Genomic DNA, 16736 nt, shown 5'->3' with positions numbered 1-16736 from the left:
AGAGCAGGAGCAGCAGACATGCCTTTCGAAACCGCAGCGGGTGCCCCCCGGCGCATCGCCGTCATCGGTGCGGGGATATCGGGCCTGGGCGCGGCCCATTTGCTGGGAACCGATCACCAGATCACGCTGTTCGAGGCGGAAAAGCGATTGGGCGGGCACGCGCGGACGGTGATCGCGGGCAAGCGCGGCGATCAGCCGGTGGATACCGGGTTCATCGTGTTCAATTACGTGAACTATCCGCACATGACCCGGCTGTTCGAGGCGTTGGACGTGCCGGTGGCGAAATCCGACATGAGCTTCGGCGCCTCGCTGGACGGTGGGCGTTTCGAATACGGGCTGAAGAACCTGCAGGCGGTCTTTGCCCAGCCGGGCAACGCCTTCAGCCCGAAATTCCTGGGCATGTTGCGCGACGTGATGAAGTTCAACGCCAACGCGCTCAAGGTGGCCCGGGACCCGGACATGACCATCGGCGAGTTTCTCGCGGCGCTGGGCACCGGCGACTGGTTCCGCGACCGCTACCTGCTGCCGCTGTCGGGCGCGATCTGGTCGACGCCGACCAAGGGCATCCTCGATTTTCCCGCCCAGGCGATGATCCGGTTCTTCGAGAACCACGCCTTGCTCAGCCATACCGGCCAGCACCAGTGGTATACCGTTGAAGGCGGGTCCATCGAATATGTCCGCAGGTTGGAGGCCGCCCTGAACGGCCAAGGCGTCGAGATCCGCGCCGGCGCCCCGGTCGCGGCGGTGCGCCGCACCGAAGCGGGCGTCGAACTGCGCGCCACGGGCGGCGACTGGGAAGGTTTCGACGAGGTGGTCTTTGCCACCCATTCCGACGACACCCTGGCGCTGCTGGCCGATGCCACGCCCGAAGAAAGCGCGGCGCTGGGCGCGGTCAAGTACCAGCCGAACGAGGCCGTCCTGCACGCCGATACCCGGATGATGCCCCGACGTCGCGCCGCCTGGGCCAGCTGGGTCTATACCGAGGACAGCGACCGGCAAAGCGACAGGATCGACCTGACCTACTGGATGAACTCGCTGCAGCCCATTCCCGAAAGCGATCCGCTGTTCGTCACGCTGAACTGCCAGCGGGAAATCCGCGACGAGTTGATCTATGACACGGTGACGTTCCGGCACCCGGTCTATGACCTTGCGGCGCTGGCTGCACAGGGCCAGATACGGGACATGAACGGCCGGAACCGGACCTGGTTCTGCGGTGCCTGGATGAAGAACGGGTTCCACGAAGACGGCTTGGCCAGCGCGGTCGACGTGGCCGAGGCGATGAAACGGCAGGAGCGCGAAACGGTGGCGGCATGACAGCGATCGTTGAACATGTCAGGGGCGTGACCTTTCACCAGCGGCGTGGCGAGGTGGAACACAAGCTGCGCCACACGGTGGACTATGTCCTGCTGAACGCCGAAGATCCGACGCCTCGGCGCCCGCGCCTGTTTTCGTACAACCATTCGAACGTGATGTCGGTGCATGACATCGACCATGGCGGCCCCTATTTCGCCGGGCAGGGCGCCGCCTGGGTGCGCCAGGTGCTGTCGGCCCACGCGCTGCATTCGGCCAAGGGTCGGATCGAGCTGCTGACCATCCCGCGCGTTCTGGGCCACGAATTCAACCCGGTCAGCTTCTGGCTGTGTTACGGCAAGGACGACACGCTGCGCGTGGTGATCGCCGAGGTGAACAACCCCTTCCGCGACCGTCATTCCTATCTGTGCCACCACCCCGACCAGCGCCCGATCCAGGCCAGCGATATCCTGACCGCGACCAAGATCTTCCACGTTTCGCCCTTCCTGCCGATCGAGGGCGGCTATCGTTTCCGGTTCGACATCCGCCCGGACAGGGTGGGCATCTGGATCGACTTTTCGACCAATGGCGAGGACGGGCTATACGCCACGCTGACCGGCCCGCGCCGGCCGCTGACCAACTGGGCGATCCTCAAGGGGCTGTTCCGCCGCCCGTTCGGGTCGCGCCGCGTGCTGGTGCTGATCCATTGGCATGCGCTGTGGCTGTTTCTGAAAGGCGCGAAATACCGAACCCGCCCCGAGCCGCCGACCGAAGAGGTCAGTTGATGCGCGAGGCGGCGCCGCTGCCCGGCTATGCGCTGTTCGCGGCGCTGCTCGCGTCTGCGGGGCTGCCGATCTACATCCATGCGCCCAAGTTCTATGTCGATGAATACGGCGTCAGCCTGGCCGCGCTGGGCGCGGTTCTGTTCGGGCTGCGCCTGCTGGACGTGGTGCAGGACCCGGCGCTGGGCTGGCTGTCGGAACGGTTGCACCGGGCGCGGGGGCTGGCGGTCGCCGGGGCGGTGGCGCTTCTGGCGCTTTCGATGGTCGCGCTGTTCGCCGTCACGCCCCCCGTCGCGCCGCTGTTGTGGTTCGGGTTGACGCTGACCGGGCTGTTCACCGCCTTCAGCTTTCTCACCATCACCTTCTATGCACAGGGCGTGTCGCGGGCCGGCCGGTTGGGCGAGGGCGGGCATGTCCGGCTGGCCGCCTGGCGCGAGACCGGCGCGCTTCTGGGGGTCAGTGCGGCGGCGGTGGCGCCGACGCTTCTGATGTCGACCAGGGAACCCTTCGCGCTTTTCGCTGCGGGCTTCGCGGGGCTTGCGCTGCTGGCCGCGGTCGCGATGCGCCGGGAATGGCACCTGCCCATCGCCCGCGCGGACAGCGGCTTTCGCGAGGTGCTGGCCGACCCCGTCGCGCGTCGCCTGCTGTTGATCGCGCTGGTGAATGCCACGCCCGTTGCCGTGACCTCGACGCTGTTCCTGTTCTTCGTCGAAAGCCGGCTTGCCGCGCCGGGCTGGGAGGGGCCGCTTTTGTTGCTGTTCTTCCTGTCGGCCGCCGCGTCAGCACCGGCCTGGGGCCGCGCGGCGCGGGCCTGGGGCGAGAAGCGCACGCTGATCGCGGGCATGGTGCTGTCGATCCTGGCGTTCGGCTATGCCGCGCTGCTGGGGCCGGGCGATATCATCCCCTTCGCGCTGATCTGCATCGCCTCGGGCGCGGCGCTGGGCGCGGACATGACGCTTTTGCCGGCGATCTTCGCCGGCCGCATGGCCCATGTCGCCCCCAATGCGGGCCAGGCCTTCGGGCTTTGGTCCTTCGTGTCGAAATTTACCCTGGCCTTTGCCGCGGTGACGCTGCTGCCGCTGCTCGACCTTGCGGGTTTCGCGGCGGGTGCCGACAACCCGCCCGCCGCCTTGGCGATGCTGGGGGTTCTTTATGCGCTGGTGCCCTGCGCCCTGAAACTGCTGGCCGTCGCGCTTCTGGTCGCGACGCCCCTGACCCGGGAGGCGATCCGATGAGCCCCGTTCTGGCCTTCCTGCTGGGCGCATTTGCGATGCTGGCGCTGGCGATCTTGCGTGCGCGCACGCTGGCCTTCCCGGCCCAGACCGCCGCGGATTACGCCGACAAGGGACCGGATTTCGACATCCGCAGGCATCTGAACGGCCCGATCCTGTGCGAGGGCGTGATCTACGGCCCCACCGGTCGGGTCGCCTCGCGATTCGTCGCGGATATCGAGGCGCGCTGGGACGGCAACACCGGAACCATGGCCGAGGAATTCCGTTATGACAGCGGCGCGACCCAAAGTCGCTGCTGGACCTTCACGCTGGGCAATGACGGCCGCATCCGCGCCGCGGCGCCCGACGTTGTGGGCACGGGCGAAGGCATGCAAAAGGGGTCTGCGGTGCATCTGCGTTATCGTATCAGATTGCCCGAAGAGTCCGGCGGTCATGTTCTCGACACGGTCGACTGGATGTACTTGATGGAGAATGGAACGATCATGAACCGCAGCCAGTTCCGCAAGTTCGGCATCCCCGTGGCCGAACTGGTGGCGACGCTGCGGCCGAAGGAGGCAGCGTGACGAACTGGATTGGCAAACGTTACTGGATCGTTGGGGCAAGCGAAGGGCTGGGGCGCGCGGTCGCCGAACGGCTCAGCGCGCTGGGCGTGGAACTGGTCCTCAGCGCCCGGAACACCGACAGGCTGGAGGAACTGGCCGCCGAATTGCCCGCCAGGGCGCATGTCGTCGGCATCGACGTCTCGGACAGCGCCTCGGTCAAGGCCGCGGCGACCGAGGCGGGCGAAATCGACGGGCTGGTCTACCTTGCTGGTGTCTACTGGCCACAGGCGGCGCAGGACTGGGACGCCGACCAGGTCGAGGCGATGTGCGACATCAACTTCACCGGCGCGGCGCGGGTGCTGGGGCAGGTGGTGCCCCGCTTCGTCGAACGCGGCACGGGCCATGTCGTGCTGACCGGCAGCCTGTCGGGCTTCCGCGGTCTGCCCGGCGCCATCGGCTATTGCGCGTCCAAGGCGGGCGTCATGTCGCTGGCCGAAAGCATGCAGGCCGATCTGCGCGGCACGGGCGTCAAGGTGCAGGTGGTCAATCCCGGCTTCATCCGCACCCGCCTCACCGAAAAGAACGACTTCGCCATGCCGTTCATCATGGACCCGGAACCGGCCGCGCATGAATTCGTCGAACACATGATGACCGACAATTTCGCGCGCAGCTTTCCCACGGTCTTTTCCTGGCTGTTCCGGCTGTCGCAATTCCTGCCCGATTGGCTGTATTTCCCGATCTTCGCGCCCAGGCGGTGACGCCCCTTGTGCGCGGCGCGCGCGCGGGCGACACTGGCCTTTGCGTTCGGAGGAGAATGAGACGACATGGAAGACCTGCTTGAGATCAGCCCGCGCAAGGTGGTGCAAGTCATCTTTCAGGCCCGTGAGAAACGGACGGGCGAGGCCGAGCTGCGCGGTTTCATCCGGGCGATGAACGAGGATGAAAAGGCCAGTCTCGTCGCGCTGACCTGGATCGGCCGCGAAACCTTTGACGCCGACGACCTGGCCGAGGCGATCGAGACCGCCAAGGCCGAGGCGACAACGCCGACCGAGAACTACCTCGTCGACATGCCGTTGTTCGCCGACTACCTCGAGGCGGGGCTAGAGGCCATCGGCATCAACCCGACCGAGGTCGAAGAGGATTTCTTCGACCGCTAGGGGCTTCCCCGGCGCATCCTAGGCCCCGTCGACCACCTGCAGGTGCTGGGCCAGCGTATCGACCTCGCCCAGCCATCGGTCGACCAGCCGCGGGTCGCTGGGGGCGGCGGTGACGCCCGCGGGAATTTCGCGGGTCAGCACCGCCTCGACGGCCAGCGCCACGGGCACCGAGACCAGCCGCGCCATGGCGGTGCCGCGCGCGTCGCCCCAGGCATCCATCACGTAGGTCTTGTGATAGACGGTCGCGCCGTCGCGCGTGACATGCAGTGACACGCACAACACCACCCGGTCGGGTTCGTCCGCATCATAGGCGTTCTCGGCCCAAAGCCGGTCGGACAGCGCCTTCAATTCGGCCTCGTCCGCGCCGCCCTCGATGGTGTCGAAGATCGGTTTCCACGCCTCGGCCCAGCCGTTCAGACGCAGTGTGCCGCGCACGAAATCGCGCACCTTCCAGACCGGTTCGAACCCGTAATGCGCCATGAAGGGCAGGGAGTCGCGGTTGGGGTACACCTCGAACGTCTCGGGAATGGGCAGCGGCGCGTCGTAGCGGCCCAGCGCATCCCAGGGGCGTTGTACCGAAAGCTCCGAGAAATCGCGGATCGAACGGGAGGGGGATTTCAGTGCGCGCAGCACCCCCAGCGGCGACCAGCTGAACTTGTAGCGGAAGGCGTTGGCGATCTTCGGCACGCCGCCGCAATAAGAAGTAAAGGCATAGGTGTTGTCCGGCGCATAGGCCCCCGAGGCGCGGTAATCGGCCATCAGCCAATGCGCCATCAGGTGGTCGATGCCGGGATCCAGGCCGACTTCGTTGACGATGGCGGCGCCCGCCTCGCGCGCGGCGCCGTCCAGCGCATGCATCTCGGGCGAGATATAGCTGGAAGTGACCAAGTGGGCCTTTTTCTCGATGGCCAGTTCGGCCAGCCGCACGTGCCAGTCGGCAGGCAGCATCGACACCACAACGTCGCCCGGCGCGAGGACGCCCGCCAGCGCATCGATGTCAAAGGCGCGGATGTCGTCGGTCAGGTCGCCGACGGCGTCGCGCGCCTTGGCGATCGTCCGGTTCCAGACGGTGACCGGCCGGCCCGCCTCGATCAGCCGTCGCAGCCCCGGAATCGCCGACAGCCCCGTGCCGCACCAGTGGATCGTCATGCGTGTTCTCCCTGGATCGTCTTTATATGCTTGTCGAACTCCGCCTTGGCCCGGCCCCAGACGCCCGCGTCCAGATCCGCGAGCGTCAGCAACGAGGGCAAAAGCTGCGCGGCGTAATCTTGGGACGACTCGACCGGCAGCATCGAGGGCAGGTTGTCGATGGCGGTGACGTCCAGCGGCGGCGCATCGTGGACGCGCAGCGCCGGCGCCTGCCAGTCGGTCACACGGTCATAGACCTTGATCGGCGAGAAGTCCGAGGTCGGGTCGCAGGCGATGTCGCCGATCACGCTTAGCTGCCTTGGCGCCGTTTTCGCGTTTTCGGGCACGAAAACCGGCGTACCCGGTGCGGCGAAGATGCAATTGAGGAAAATCTGGTGGTCCAGGATTTCCGGGAACGGGCCGCCATGGGCGGTTTCGGCCATGTCCCAGCGGGTCGTTTCAACACCCATCGCGCGACAAAGATCGCTGGCCCCGGTCCCCACGCGGCCCAGCGCGCCGATCACGATGGCGGTCGGTCGGCCCAGCCCGTCGAGCGTTTCCGAAAGCGCGGCCTTCAGGCTCTCCGATCCGGGATGTACGCCCGCCGGCCCCGCGATGCCGCCACGCTGCTGGGCGGCCCAGCACATCAGGCTGACCGCCGCGCCCGCATAGCCCGCCCAATAGCCAAAGGCCGCGACCCGGCGGCCGCTGTCGTCCACCAGATACTCCAGGTCGTAAAGCGTCCCGCCCCCCGCCGCAAAGCGGCGCAGCAGGTCGCGCCCGGCGGGTTGGCCCTTGTAGGCATGGCCGAACATGATGTGCCGGTGGGGCAGGGGCGTGCCATCCTCGGGCAGCTCCTTCAGCCCGAAGATGATCGCATCGGCCGGTGCGTCGGGCCAGGAATTCTCGGCCACGATCTCGCAGCCGGCCTGCGCGTAACCGTCAATCGGGAGTGCGCGCACCGAACTTTCCTCGACGCTGACCTTCAACCCGGCGCCGATCAATTGCGCCGCGCCTTCGGGCGTCAGGCCCACCCGTTCCTCGTTCGGCCGCTGTTCGGCCCTGACCCAGAGATGCGTCATCGTCCGTCCCGTTCCGTTTCGCCCCGTCTAGGGCAAAGCGTGGGCGGGGCCAAGGGTTGGCCCGGTCGCGGCCGGGCCTGCGCGTCGTGGTCCGCACCGTCGCATCTTGCGCAATTATCTAACCTTTTGCTTGACCGCCCCCGGGGCCATGCGCAAATCTCCACCTACCCCGGTTCGGAGGAGGCTGGTGCAGCCAGGAATTGCCGGGGTGAAGCGAGGACAATCAGGCGGCTACAGCCGCCGAACGGGCCGGAAACCGGCCAGCCGAGGGGCCACGGCCGCCCGCGTTGCATCGCGGGTCGCGCTGATGGCGTCGCGGCGCAGGGGAGGAGACATTCTTGGCACTACATGGCGCGTCCACGGACGAGCTCTGTTCCATTCCGGCACTGCTGGCCCGGAACGTGCGTCTTTACGGCGACAAGCCCGCCTATCGCGAAAAGGAATTCGGGATCTGGCAGTGCTGGACCTGGGGCCAGGCCAATGACGAAATCCGTGCCATAGCGATGGGCATGCTGGCCCTCGGGCTCGAGCGCGGCGAGCATGTCGCGGTCATCGGGCGCAACCGGCCGGCGCATTACTGGGCGATGGTGGCCGTACAGATGTGCGGCGCGATCCCGGTGCCGCTGTACCAGGACGCGGTGGCCGAGGAGATGGCTTATGTGCTGGACCATTGCGGTGCGCGTTTCGTGGTCTGCGGCGACCAGGAACAGGTCGACAAGGTCATCGAGGTTCAGGACCGCATCCACCACATCGAACATGTCCTCTACAACGACAAGCGGGGCATGCGGAAATACGACCACACGCACCTGAACTGGCTGAAGGACATCGAGGAAGAGGGCCGCGCGGCCCACGCCCGGCTGGAACCCGAGCTGGAGGCGCGCATCGCCGAGCTGACCTGGGAGTCGACCTGCGTGATGCTGTATACCAGCGGCACGACGGGCAAGCCCAAGGGCGTGGTGCTGTCCAACCGCAACATCATCGAGACGGCCAAGGCGTCGGTGGAGTTCGACCACCTGGGCCAGGACGAAGAGGTTCTCGCCTACCTGCCGATGGCCTGGGTGGGGGATTTCATCTTTTCCATCGGCCAGGCCATGGTCGCGGGCTTCTGCGTGAACTGCCCCGAAAGCCCCGACACGATGATGACCGACCTGCGCGAGATCGGCCCCACCTATTTCTTCGCGCCGCCCCGCATCTTCGAGACGATGCTGACCAATGTCATGATCCGGATGGAGGATGCGGGCGACCTTAAACATGCGCTTTTCAAGCATTTCATGGAGTTCGCCAAGGATACCGGCGAGGAATACGGCATGCCGCGCTACCGCACCAAGCGGTCCAGGCCCACGCTGCGCCGGCGCCTGCGCTGGATGTATCGCTATGCCATGGGGATCGGTTTCGCGATTGAAACCATCGTGGAAAACGCGGTGCGGGGTTTCTTCGTCCGGTTGCGCCATCCGTTGGAGGCGCGGAAATACTTCCGCGCGCGGGGGCCGCTTCTGAACCTCTATCCGCAGCCGCTGCGGGATTATTTCAACTACCGCACGGGCGAGGTGCTGGTCTACGGACCGCTCAAGAACACCCTCGGTCTGTCGCGGATCCGCGTGGCCTATACCGCCGGAGAGGCGATCGGCCCCGAGATCTTCGACTTCTATCGCTCGCTCGGCATCAACCTCAAACAGCTCTACGGCCAGACCGAGGCCAGCGTGTTCATCACCCAGCAGCCCGACGGCCAGGTGCGATCCGACACCGTGGGCGTGCCCTCCCCGGGCGTCGAGGTGAAGATCGCCGAGAACGGCGAGGTGTTCTATCGCTCGCCCGGCACCTTCGTCGAATACTACAAGAACGCCGAAAGCACCGCCTCCACCAAGGACCCGGAAGGCTGGGTGGCCACCGGCGACGCCGGCTTCTTCGAAGAGGCGACCGGGCATCTGCGGATCATCGACCGGGCCAAGGACGTGGGCAAGATGGCCGACGGGCGCCTGTTCGCCCCCAAATATGTCGAGAACAAGCTGAAGTTCTATCCCGACATCCTGGAGGCGGTGGTGTTCGGCGCGGGGCGCGACCGCTGCACTGCCTTCATCAACATCGACCTGACGGCGGTCGGCAACTGGGCCGAGCGGAACAACATCGCCTATGCCTCCTACCAGGAACTCGCCGGCCATCCGCGCGTGCTGGATACGATCCAGGCCCATGTCGAAGAGGTGAACCGCTCCGTGGCCGATGACCCGATGCTCTCGGGCTGCCAGATCCACCGCTTCCTGATCCTGCACAAGGAACTCGATGCCGATGACGGCGAACTGACCCGCACCCGCAAGGTCCGCCGCAACATCATCGCCGAGAAATTCGCCGACCTCGTGACCGCGCTCTATGACGGGTCCGACAGCATCTACACCGAAACCGAAGTCACCTACGAGGACGGCCGCAAGGGCCGCATCAAGGCGACCTTGCAGATCAGGGATGCGGCTGTCGCGCCGGCCAAGGCGTCCGGGCAGGTGGCGGCATGAAAGACACCGTCGAACCCTACGTCACCGAGGACGGCCGGACCATCGGCGGCGTGCTGATGGAGCTGAAGCATATCACGCTGAAATTCGGCGGCGTGGTGGCGATCAAGGATATCTCCTTCGACATCCGCGAGGGCGAGATCCGCGCGATCATCGGGCCCAATGGTGCGGGCAAGTCGTCCATGCTGAACGTCATCTCAGGGTTCTACACGCCGACCGAGGGCGAGGTCTGGTTCGAGGGCAAGAAACGCCCCCAGATGCGCCCCTACAAGGTCGCGCAACAGGGGATCGCGCGGACCTTCCAGAACATCGCGCTGTTTTCCGGCATGTCGACGCTGGACAACATCATGACCGGGCGGATCACCCACATGAGCGCGGGGCTGTTCAGCCAGGCCGCCTGGTGGGGCAAGGCCGAACGAGAGGAAACCGCGAACCGCGAGGCGGTGGAAAAGATCATCGACTTCCTGGAAATCCAGCACATCCGCAAGACGCCGGTGGGCCGCCTGCCCTATGGCCTGCAAAAGCGGGTGGAACTGGGCCGGGCGCTGGCCGCCGAGCCGCGGCTGCTGCTGCTGGACGAACCGATGGCCGGGATGAATGTCGAGGAGAAAGAGGACATGTCCCGCTTCATCCTTGACGTGAACGACGAGTTCGGCACCACGATCGTGCTGATCGAACACGACATGGGCGTGGTGATGGACCTGTCCGACCGCGTGGTCGTGATGGATTACGGCAAGAAGATCGGCGACGGCCCGCCCGAGGAGGTGCGCGCCAATCCCGACGTGATCGAGGCCTATCTGGGGGTCAGCCATGACTAGGCGTGCCCATATTGCCCCGGCGATCCGGTGCCGGGAGGTGGAACCGTGCCGGTTGCGTTTCGGACGTGAGCCGCGGGCGGATCGCGCGCGTTCAGGGATCGCGGGGTGCAACGAGGGAGGATTGACCCGTGCCTGACCAGCTTCTTTATGCGGCCGAGGTGATGATCAACGGCCTGATGGCCGGGGTGCTCTATGCCCTGGTCGCGCTGGGTTTCGTGCTGATCTTCAAGGCCTCCGGCATCTTCAACTATGCCCAGGGCGTGCTGGCGCTGTTCGCCGCGCTGACCCTGGTGGGCCTGCAAGAGGGGCAGGTGCCCTTCGCCCACCTGATCAACGCGGCCTTCGGCACCGAGGTGCACCATTTCGGCTGGCAGCTTCCGTCGATCGTGGCGATCCTGCTGACCGTTGGCGTGATGATCCTGCTGGCCGTGGCCATCGAACGCTTCATCCTCAAACATCTGGTCAACCAGGAGCCGATCATCCTGTTCATGGCCACCATCGGGCTTGCCTATTTCCTGGAAGGCTTCGGCGACGTGATGTGGGGCGCCGACGTCAAGACGCTGGACGTGGGCCTGCCGCAGGGTGGCAGCTTCTGGATCGAGGAAAAGACCGCCGTGCTGGGTGGGGATGGGTTCTATGGCTTCTTCATCGACAAGCTGGACATCGTGGCCACGGTCGTGGCGGCGATCCTGGTGATCTCGCTGACGCTGTTTTCGCAGTATTCGAAACAGGGCCGGGCGCTGCGCGCGGTGGCGGACGACCACCAGGCGGCGCTGTCGGTGGGCATCAGCCTGCGCTTCATCTGGGTGCTGGTCTGGTCCATCGCGGGGTTCGTGGCGCTGGTCGCGGGCATCATGTGGGGCGCGAAGTCGGGGGTGCAGTTCAGCTTGTCGCTGATCGCGCTCAAGGCGCTGCCGGTGCTGATGCTGGGCGGGTTCACCTCGATCCCGGGCGCCATCGTCGGCGGGCTGATCATCGGTGTCGGCGAAAAGCTGTTCGAATTCACCATCGGGCCGATGATCGGCGGCGCCACCGAGAACTGGTTCGCCTATGTGCTCGCGCTACTCTTCCTCGTGTTCAGGCCACAGGGCCTGTTCGGGGAAAAGATCATCGAAAGGGTCTGACCATGCAGAAGATCTACGCGATTACCTGTGTCGTCGGCTGGGGCTTTTTCTATGCCTTCAGCTATCTCGCGGTCACGTCGCTGAACGATGCGGCATGGATGCCCGCCACCTATGCGGTGCTCGCCTTCGCAGGGTTTCTGACCGGCATGCTGTGCTGGGTGCGGATCGTCGGCGGCAAGGCGCCAAGCCTGCGCCCGGCGCCCGTGCGTGCGCCCCGGCGGCGCGAGTTCACGAGGGAGATCGCCTGAGATGTTCTACCGCGAGGCCGGCGACTTCAAGACCTCCTACAGCGAGGACAGCCAGACCTTTCCGATCCGGTTCGACCGCTACCGCTACTATGCGGTCCTGGTCGTCGCCTTCGCGGTCATACCGTTCGTCGTCGACGATTACTGGGCCAACGCGATCCTGGTGCCGTTCCTGATCTACTCGATCGCGGCGATCGGTCTGAACATCCTGACCGGCTATTGCGGGCAGGTCAGCCTGGGCACTGGTGGCTTCATGGCGGTTGGCGCCTATGCCTGCTACAAGCTGATGACCGCCTTTCCCGATGTCAGCATCGTTCTGCACGTGATCGCGGCGGGGTTCATCACGGCGGGCGTGGGCGTGCTGTTCGGTCTGCCATCGCTTCGGATCAAGGGGTTCTACCTGGCGGTGGCGACGCTGGCGGCGCAGTTCTTCCTGGTCTGGCTGTTCAACAAGGTGCCGTGGTTCTACAACTACTCCGCCTCGGGCCAGATATCGGCGCCCGAGCGCACGGTTCTCGGCATCGCGGTCACCGGCCCCGAAACCACGGCCTGGGCAAAATACCTGATCTGCCTGCTGTTCGTCGTCGTTCTGGCCTGGGCGGCGCGGAACCTGACGCGCGGCACGATCGGGCGGTCATGGATGGCGATCCGCGACATGGACATCGCGGCCGAGATCATCGGGGTGAACCCGCTGAAGGCCAAGCTGACGGCGTTCGCCGTGTCGTCCTTCTATATCGGCATCGCGGGCGCGCTGTTCTTCGCGGTCTACCTGGGCGCGGTCGAGGTGGGCGAGGCGTTCGGAATCCAGAAATCGTTCCTGATCCTGTTCATGGTGATCATCGGGGGCCTGGGCTCGATCTTCGGCAGTTTCGCAGGCGCGGCCTTCCTGGTGCTGTTGCCGGTGCTGCTGAAAAACGTGCTGGTGGGCGGCATGGGCTGGCCCACCGACCTGGCCGCGCATATCGAGCTGATGATCGTGGGGGCGCTGATCATCGTGTTCCTGATCGCCGAGCCGCACGGGCTGGCGCAGCTTTGGCGCATCGGCAAGGAGAAACTGAGACTATGGCCGTTCCCGCATTAGGGAACGGGGAGACGCGCGAATAGCCGGGTCAACCCGGCACGGCTCAAACTTGGGAGGAGATCTGATGAAACTGAAACTGGCATCCGCCGCGCTGGGCGCGCTGGTGGCGGCAAGCCCGGCCCTGGCCGACCTGGTGTTCCCCGACCTCAGCTATCGCACCGGCGCCTATGCCGCGGGCGGCATCCCGTTCTCGGACGGCTACCAGGACTATTTCGCCCTGGTCAACGAACGCGATGGTGGCATCGGCGGGGTCAAGGCCAAGGTCATGGAGTGCGAGACCGGCTACAACACCGAGAAGGGGGTGGAGTGCTATGAGGCGACCAAGGGCGAGGGCGCGCTGATCTACCAGCCGCTGTCGACCGGCATCACCTACCAGCTGATCCCCAAGGTCTCTGCCGACCAGATCCCGCTGCACACCATGGGCTATGGCCGCACCTCGGCCGCCAATGGCAAGGTGTTCGAGTGGGTCTTCAACTACCCGGCCAACTACTGGGACGCGGCCTCGGTCGCGATCAAGTACCTGCTGGACGAGAACGGCGGTGACCTGAGCGGCAAGACCATCACGCTGCTCTACCACAACTCGGCCTATGGCAAGGAGCCGATCCGCACGCTGGAAGAGCTGTCCAAGAAGCACGGCTACACGCTGAACACGATCCCCGTGGATCACCCCGGCCAGGAGCAGAAATCGCAATGGCTGCAGATCCGGCGCGAACGGCCCGACTACGTGATCATGTGGGGCTGGGGCGTGATGAACCAGGTCGCGATACAGGAAGCCGCCAACATCCGCTTCCCGATGGAGAACTTCATCGGCAACTGGTGGGCGGGCGCCGAACATGACGTGACGCCGGCCGGCGCCGCGGCGGATGGCTACAAGTCGCTGAACATGAACCGCATCGCCGATTACCCGGTCTTCGCGGACATCAAGACCCATGTCCATGACAAGGGCCTTGCCGCGGGCGACGGGTCGAACGTGGGCAAGGTGCTGTACACCCGGGGCATGTATGCCGCGATGCTGGCGGTCGAGGCCGCGAAGACGGCGCAGGAAATCCACGGCACGCCCGATATCACCGCCGCGATGATGCGCGACGGGATGGAGGCGCTGGTCATGGACGCGGCCAAGATGGAGGCGCTGGGCGCGCCGGGGATCGGGCCGGAATTCGGCGTCTCCTGCACCGATCACGGCGGCTCCGGCATGGGCATCGTCCAGCAGTGGAACGCATCCGAGGGCAAGTGGGTCGCGCTGACCGACTACATCATGCCCGACGACGCGATCATCGCCCCGCTCGTCGAAGAGGACTCGATGGCCTATGCCAGCGAGAACAACCTGTCGCTGCGCTGCGAGTGACCTGACCTTTCCCGGCGCGGGCCAGCATGTCCGCGCCGGGTCTTACCGGAATTCGAAGGGACTGCCCGGGGATGCTCGATTCAGGCCGCACCCAAGAGACGCTTCTTGAAATCAACAACATCGAGGTGATCTACAACCATGTGATCCTCGTGCTGAAAGGCGTGTCGCTCTCGGTGCCCAAGGGCGGTATCACCGCGCTTCTGGGCGGTAACGGTGCGGGCAAGACCACCACGCTCAAGGCGATCTCGAACCTGTTGCACTCGGAACGCGGCGAGGTGACCAAGGGGTCGATCCTCTATCGCGGCGAGAAGATCCAGGATCTCGCGCCCTCGGACCTGGTGAAAAAGGGCGTGATCCAGGTGATGGAGGGGCGCCACTGCTTCGAACACCTGACGGTCGAGGAAAACCTGCTGACCGGGGCCTATACCCGCACCGACGGCAAGGCAGCGATCCAGGCCGACCTCGAGATGGTCTATTCCTATTTCCCCAGGCTCAAGGAGCGGCGGAAATCCCAGGCGGGCTATACCTCGGGTGGCGAACAGCAGATGACGGCGATCGGCCGCGCGCTGATGTCCCGCCCCGAGACGATCCTGCTGGACGAACCCTCGATGGGGCTGGCGCCGCAGCTGGTCGAACAGATCTTCGAGATCGTGAAATCGGTGAACGAGAACGAGGGCGTGACGTTCCTGCTGGCCGAGCAGAACACCAACGTGGCGCTGCGCTATGCCCATTACGGCTATATCCTTGAATCGGGGCGCATCGTGATGGACGGCCCGGCGGCCGACCTGCGCGAGAACCCCGACGTCAAGGAATTCTACCTCGGCATGTCCGACACCGGCCGCAAGAGCTTCCGCGACGTGCGCTCCTACCGGCGGCGCAAGCGTTGGCTCAGTTGACCTGCCGCGCCGCCCGGCGCACCTTGGCCGGGCATATCGACCGCGACCCGAAGGACCTGCCATGAGCGCCCATTTCGACGACCTGGAAACCCGTTCGGCCGACGAGCGCGCGGCCTCGCTTGCGCATTGCCTGCCGGCGCAGATCGCCGCGGCCAAGGCGCTGCCCGGCTATGCCGCGACGCTGGCCGATATCGACCCCGACGCGGTCACCGGCCGGGCCGCGCTGGCGGCGCTGCCGGTGCTGCGCAAATCCGATCTGACCGGGGCGCAGGCGGGCCAGCCCCCCTTTGGTGGCTATACGGTCTGGCCGGCCTCGGGCTTCGATCACGTTTTCCAGTCGCCCGGGCCGATCTACGAACCGGGCTGCGTCTCGACCAACTGGTGGCGGCTGGGCCGGTTCCTCCATGCCTGCGGGATCGGCGAAGGCGACATCGTGCAGAACTGTTTCGGCTATCACCTGACGCCCGCGGGGATGATGTTCGAGAACGCCGCCCGCGCGGTGGGCGCCGCGATCCTGCCCGCCGGCACCGGCCAGACCGAGTTGCAGGCCCGCGCCGCGCATGACGTGGGCGTGACGGCCTATGCCGGCACGCCCGATTACCTCAAGGTGATCCTCGACAAGGCCGATGAAATGGGCCTCGACCTGTCGCGCATCACCCGCGCGGCGGTCTCGGGCGGGGCGCTCTTCCCCTCGCTGCGTCAGGAATACGCGGATCGCGGCATCGCCTGCCTGCAATGCTATGCCACGGCCGATCTCGGCAATGTCGCCTACGAATCCCCCGCGATGGAGGGGATGATCGTCGACGAGGGCGTGATCGTGGAAATCGTGCGCCCCGGCACCGGCGACCCCGTCCCCGATGGCGAGGTCGGCGAGGTCGTCGTCACCGCGCTGAACCCCGATTACCCCTTGATCCGCTTCGCCACCGGCGACCTCTCGGCCGTGCTGCCCGGCGTTTCGCCCTGCGGCCGGACCAACATGCGGATCAAGGGCTGGATGGGGCGCGCGGACCAGACGACCAAGATCAAGGGCATGTTCGTGCGCCCCGAACAGGTGGCCGACCTGGTCGCCCGTCATCCCCAGGTGGCCAGGGCCCGCGTAATCGCGGACCGCGAGGGCGAAATGGATACCATGACCGTTCAGCTGGAAACCGAGGCGACCGACCCGGCCGCCTTCGAGGCGAGCGTCGCCGCGGTGCTGAAACTCAAGGGCCGCATCGAACTGGTGGCACCCGGCAGCCTGCCGAACGACGGCAAGGTGATCGACGACCGGCGCAGCTACGGCTGACCCGGCCGTTTCAGGTGCCTTGCGCGCTGCGCCCAACGGGTTCTGCCGTGACACGTCCCGCTGCAAAACGGCGCGCGTCTTTTTCTTGGGGCAAGTACTCTGGGGGGTCTGGGGGGCAAAGCCCCCCAGCCGGTCGCCATGGCGTAGCCAAGGCGAAACCGACAGCGTGCCCGGCGCCAGCGGGGCCCGGGCACGGATCCACGGCCGGGGCCGCGCCCCATGCGTGTAAGG

The 16736-nt window shown here is 66.0% G+C and carries 16 protein-coding genes; 14 read left to right on the top strand and 2 right to left on the bottom strand.

Annotation, left to right across the window (positions count from 1 at the left end; genetic code table 11):
• Positions 1-18: 18 nt before the first annotated feature.
• The 6 genes from EV662_RS14490 (at position 19) to EV662_RS14465 (ending at position 5003) form a co-directional block, all read left to right on the top strand.
• A complete protein-coding gene (locus tag EV662_RS14490) occupies positions 19-1314 on the top strand; it encodes an NAD(P)/FAD-dependent oxidoreductase (RefSeq protein WP_132464005.1) in 1296 nt (431 codons plus the stop codon).
• Positions 1311-2075 (top strand): DUF1365 domain-containing protein, encoded by a 765-nt coding sequence (locus tag EV662_RS14485; RefSeq protein ID WP_132464002.1) that lies wholly within the window; start codon positions 1311-1313, stop codon positions 2073-2075. The genes EV662_RS14490 and EV662_RS14485 overlap by 4 nt, the downstream gene beginning before the upstream one ends.
• A complete protein-coding gene (locus tag EV662_RS14480; RefSeq protein WP_132463999.1) occupies positions 2075-3307 on the top strand; it encodes an MFS transporter in 1233 nt (410 codons plus the stop codon). The genes EV662_RS14485 and EV662_RS14480 overlap by 1 nt, the downstream gene beginning before the upstream one ends.
• Entirely contained in the window at positions 3304-3867 is a 564-nt protein-coding gene (locus EV662_RS14475; protein WP_132463996.1) for a DUF3833 domain-containing protein, read from the top strand. The genes EV662_RS14480 and EV662_RS14475 overlap by 4 nt, the downstream gene beginning before the upstream one ends.
• Complete coding sequence (locus EV662_RS14470; RefSeq protein ID WP_132463993.1) at positions 3864-4604, top strand: SDR family NAD(P)-dependent oxidoreductase; 741 nt, start codon at positions 3864-3866, stop codon at positions 4602-4604. The genes EV662_RS14475 and EV662_RS14470 overlap by 4 nt, the downstream gene beginning before the upstream one ends.
• A 75-nt stretch (positions 4605-4679) precedes the next feature.
• Complete coding sequence (locus EV662_RS14465; protein ID WP_132464277.1) at positions 4680-5003, top strand: DUF3775 domain-containing protein; 324 nt, start codon at positions 4680-4682, stop codon at positions 5001-5003.
• 18 nt (positions 5004-5021) lie between these two features.
• Here EV662_RS14465 and EV662_RS14460 read toward each other — a convergent pair whose 3' ends face one another.
• Together EV662_RS14460 and EV662_RS14455 are read right to left on the bottom strand one after the other, a co-directional pair.
• The gene (locus tag EV662_RS14460; protein ID WP_132463990.1) at positions 5022-6152 is read right to left on the bottom strand and encodes a saccharopine dehydrogenase family protein; all 1131 of its coding nucleotides are present in this window, start codon (positions 6150-6152) and stop codon (positions 5022-5024) included.
• Positions 6149-7213, bottom strand: a complete 1065-nt coding sequence (locus EV662_RS14455; protein WP_132463987.1) for a saccharopine dehydrogenase — start codon at positions 7211-7213, stop codon at positions 6149-6151. Before EV662_RS14455 ends, EV662_RS14460 begins: the two co-directional genes overlap by 4 nt.
• Before the next feature lie 338 nt (positions 7214-7551).
• Between EV662_RS14455 and EV662_RS14450 the strand changes: the two genes are divergently transcribed.
• The 8 genes from EV662_RS14450 (at position 7552) to EV662_RS14415 (ending at position 16505) form a co-directional block, all read left to right on the top strand.
• The gene (locus tag EV662_RS14450; RefSeq protein WP_132463984.1) at positions 7552-9714 is read left to right on the top strand and encodes an AMP-binding protein; all 2163 of its coding nucleotides are present in this window, start codon (positions 7552-7554) and stop codon (positions 9712-9714) included.
• Positions 9711-10529 carry an ABC transporter ATP-binding protein gene (locus EV662_RS14445; RefSeq protein ID WP_132463981.1) on the top strand — a complete coding sequence of 273 codons (819 nt, stop codon included), beginning with the start codon at positions 9711-9713 and terminating at the stop codon, positions 10527-10529. The genes EV662_RS14450 and EV662_RS14445 overlap by 4 nt, the downstream gene beginning before the upstream one ends.
• 128 nt (positions 10530-10657) lie before the next feature.
• On the top strand, positions 10658-11653 hold the full coding sequence (locus EV662_RS14440) for a branched-chain amino acid ABC transporter permease (RefSeq protein WP_165915604.1): 996 nt from the start codon (positions 10658-10660) through the stop codon (positions 11651-11653).
• A 2-nt stretch (positions 11654-11655) separates the two neighbouring features.
• Positions 11656-11901: a hypothetical protein gene (locus EV662_RS14435; RefSeq protein WP_132463978.1), complete on the top strand. Its 246-nt coding sequence runs from the start codon at positions 11656-11658 to the stop codon at positions 11899-11901.
• A 1-nt stretch (position 11902) separates the two neighbouring features.
• The gene (locus EV662_RS14430; protein WP_132463975.1) at positions 11903-12979 is read left to right on the top strand and encodes a branched-chain amino acid ABC transporter permease; all 1077 of its coding nucleotides are present in this window, start codon (positions 11903-11905) and stop codon (positions 12977-12979) included.
• Between the two features lie 64 nt (positions 12980-13043).
• Positions 13044-14324, top strand: coding sequence for an ABC transporter substrate-binding protein (locus EV662_RS14425; RefSeq protein WP_132463972.1), 1281 nt, complete (start codon positions 13044-13046; stop codon positions 14322-14324).
• Positions 14325-14395: 71 nt separating this feature from the next.
• On the top strand, positions 14396-15220 hold the full coding sequence (locus EV662_RS14420) for an ABC transporter ATP-binding protein (RefSeq protein WP_132463970.1): 825 nt from the start codon (positions 14396-14398) through the stop codon (positions 15218-15220).
• Positions 15221-15281: 61 nt separating this feature from the next.
• A complete protein-coding gene (locus tag EV662_RS14415; RefSeq protein ID WP_132463967.1) occupies positions 15282-16505 on the top strand; it encodes a phenylacetate--CoA ligase family protein in 1224 nt (407 codons plus the stop codon).
• Positions 16506-16736: the final 231 nt, after the last annotated feature.

The sequence above is a fragment of the Rhodovulum marinum genome, from assembly GCF_004343075.1.
GTDB classification, from domain to species: Bacteria; Pseudomonadota; Alphaproteobacteria; order Rhodobacterales; family Rhodobacteraceae; genus Rhodovulum; species Rhodovulum marinum.
The sequence above is the reverse complement of the archived record's forward strand: the minus strand, read 5'-3'. Positions and strand labels throughout refer to the sequence as shown.

What these genes read in the sequence shown, in the direction of transcription:
- EV662_RS14420 (WP_132463970.1), top strand. Translation starts at nt 14,396, where the DNA reads ATGCTCGATTCAGGCCGCACCCAAGAGACGCTTCTTGAAATCAACAAC.
- EV662_RS14480 (WP_132463999.1), top strand. Translation starts at nt 2,075, where the DNA reads ATGCGCGAGGCGGCGCCGCTGCCCGGCTATGCGCTGTTCGCGGCGCTG.
- EV662_RS14430 (WP_132463975.1), top strand. Translation starts at nt 11,903, where the DNA reads ATGTTCTACCGCGAGGCCGGCGACTTCAAGACCTCCTACAGCGAGGAC.
- EV662_RS14475 (WP_132463996.1), top strand. Translation starts at nt 3,304, where the DNA reads ATGAGCCCCGTTCTGGCCTTCCTGCTGGGCGCATTTGCGATGCTGGCG.
- EV662_RS14460 (WP_132463990.1), bottom strand. Translation starts at nt 6,152, where the DNA reads ATGACGATCCACTGGTGCGGCACGGGGCTGTCGGCGATTCCGGGGCTG.
- EV662_RS14455 (WP_132463987.1), bottom strand. Translation starts at nt 7,213, where the DNA reads ATGACGCATCTCTGGGTCAGGGCCGAACAGCGGCCGAACGAGGAACGG.
- EV662_RS14445 (WP_132463981.1), top strand. Translation starts at nt 9,711, where the DNA reads ATGAAAGACACCGTCGAACCCTACGTCACCGAGGACGGCCGGACCATC.
- EV662_RS14415 (WP_132463967.1), top strand. Translation starts at nt 15,282, where the DNA reads ATGAGCGCCCATTTCGACGACCTGGAAACCCGTTCGGCCGACGAGCGC.
- EV662_RS14435 (WP_132463978.1), top strand. Translation starts at nt 11,656, where the DNA reads ATGCAGAAGATCTACGCGATTACCTGTGTCGTCGGCTGGGGCTTTTTC.
- EV662_RS14485 (WP_132464002.1), top strand. Translation starts at nt 1,311, where the DNA reads ATGACAGCGATCGTTGAACATGTCAGGGGCGTGACCTTTCACCAGCGG.
- EV662_RS14490 (WP_132464005.1), top strand. Translation starts at nt 19, where the DNA reads ATGCCTTTCGAAACCGCAGCGGGTGCCCCCCGGCGCATCGCCGTCATC.
- EV662_RS14425 (WP_132463972.1), top strand. Translation starts at nt 13,044, where the DNA reads ATGAAACTGAAACTGGCATCCGCCGCGCTGGGCGCGCTGGTGGCGGCA.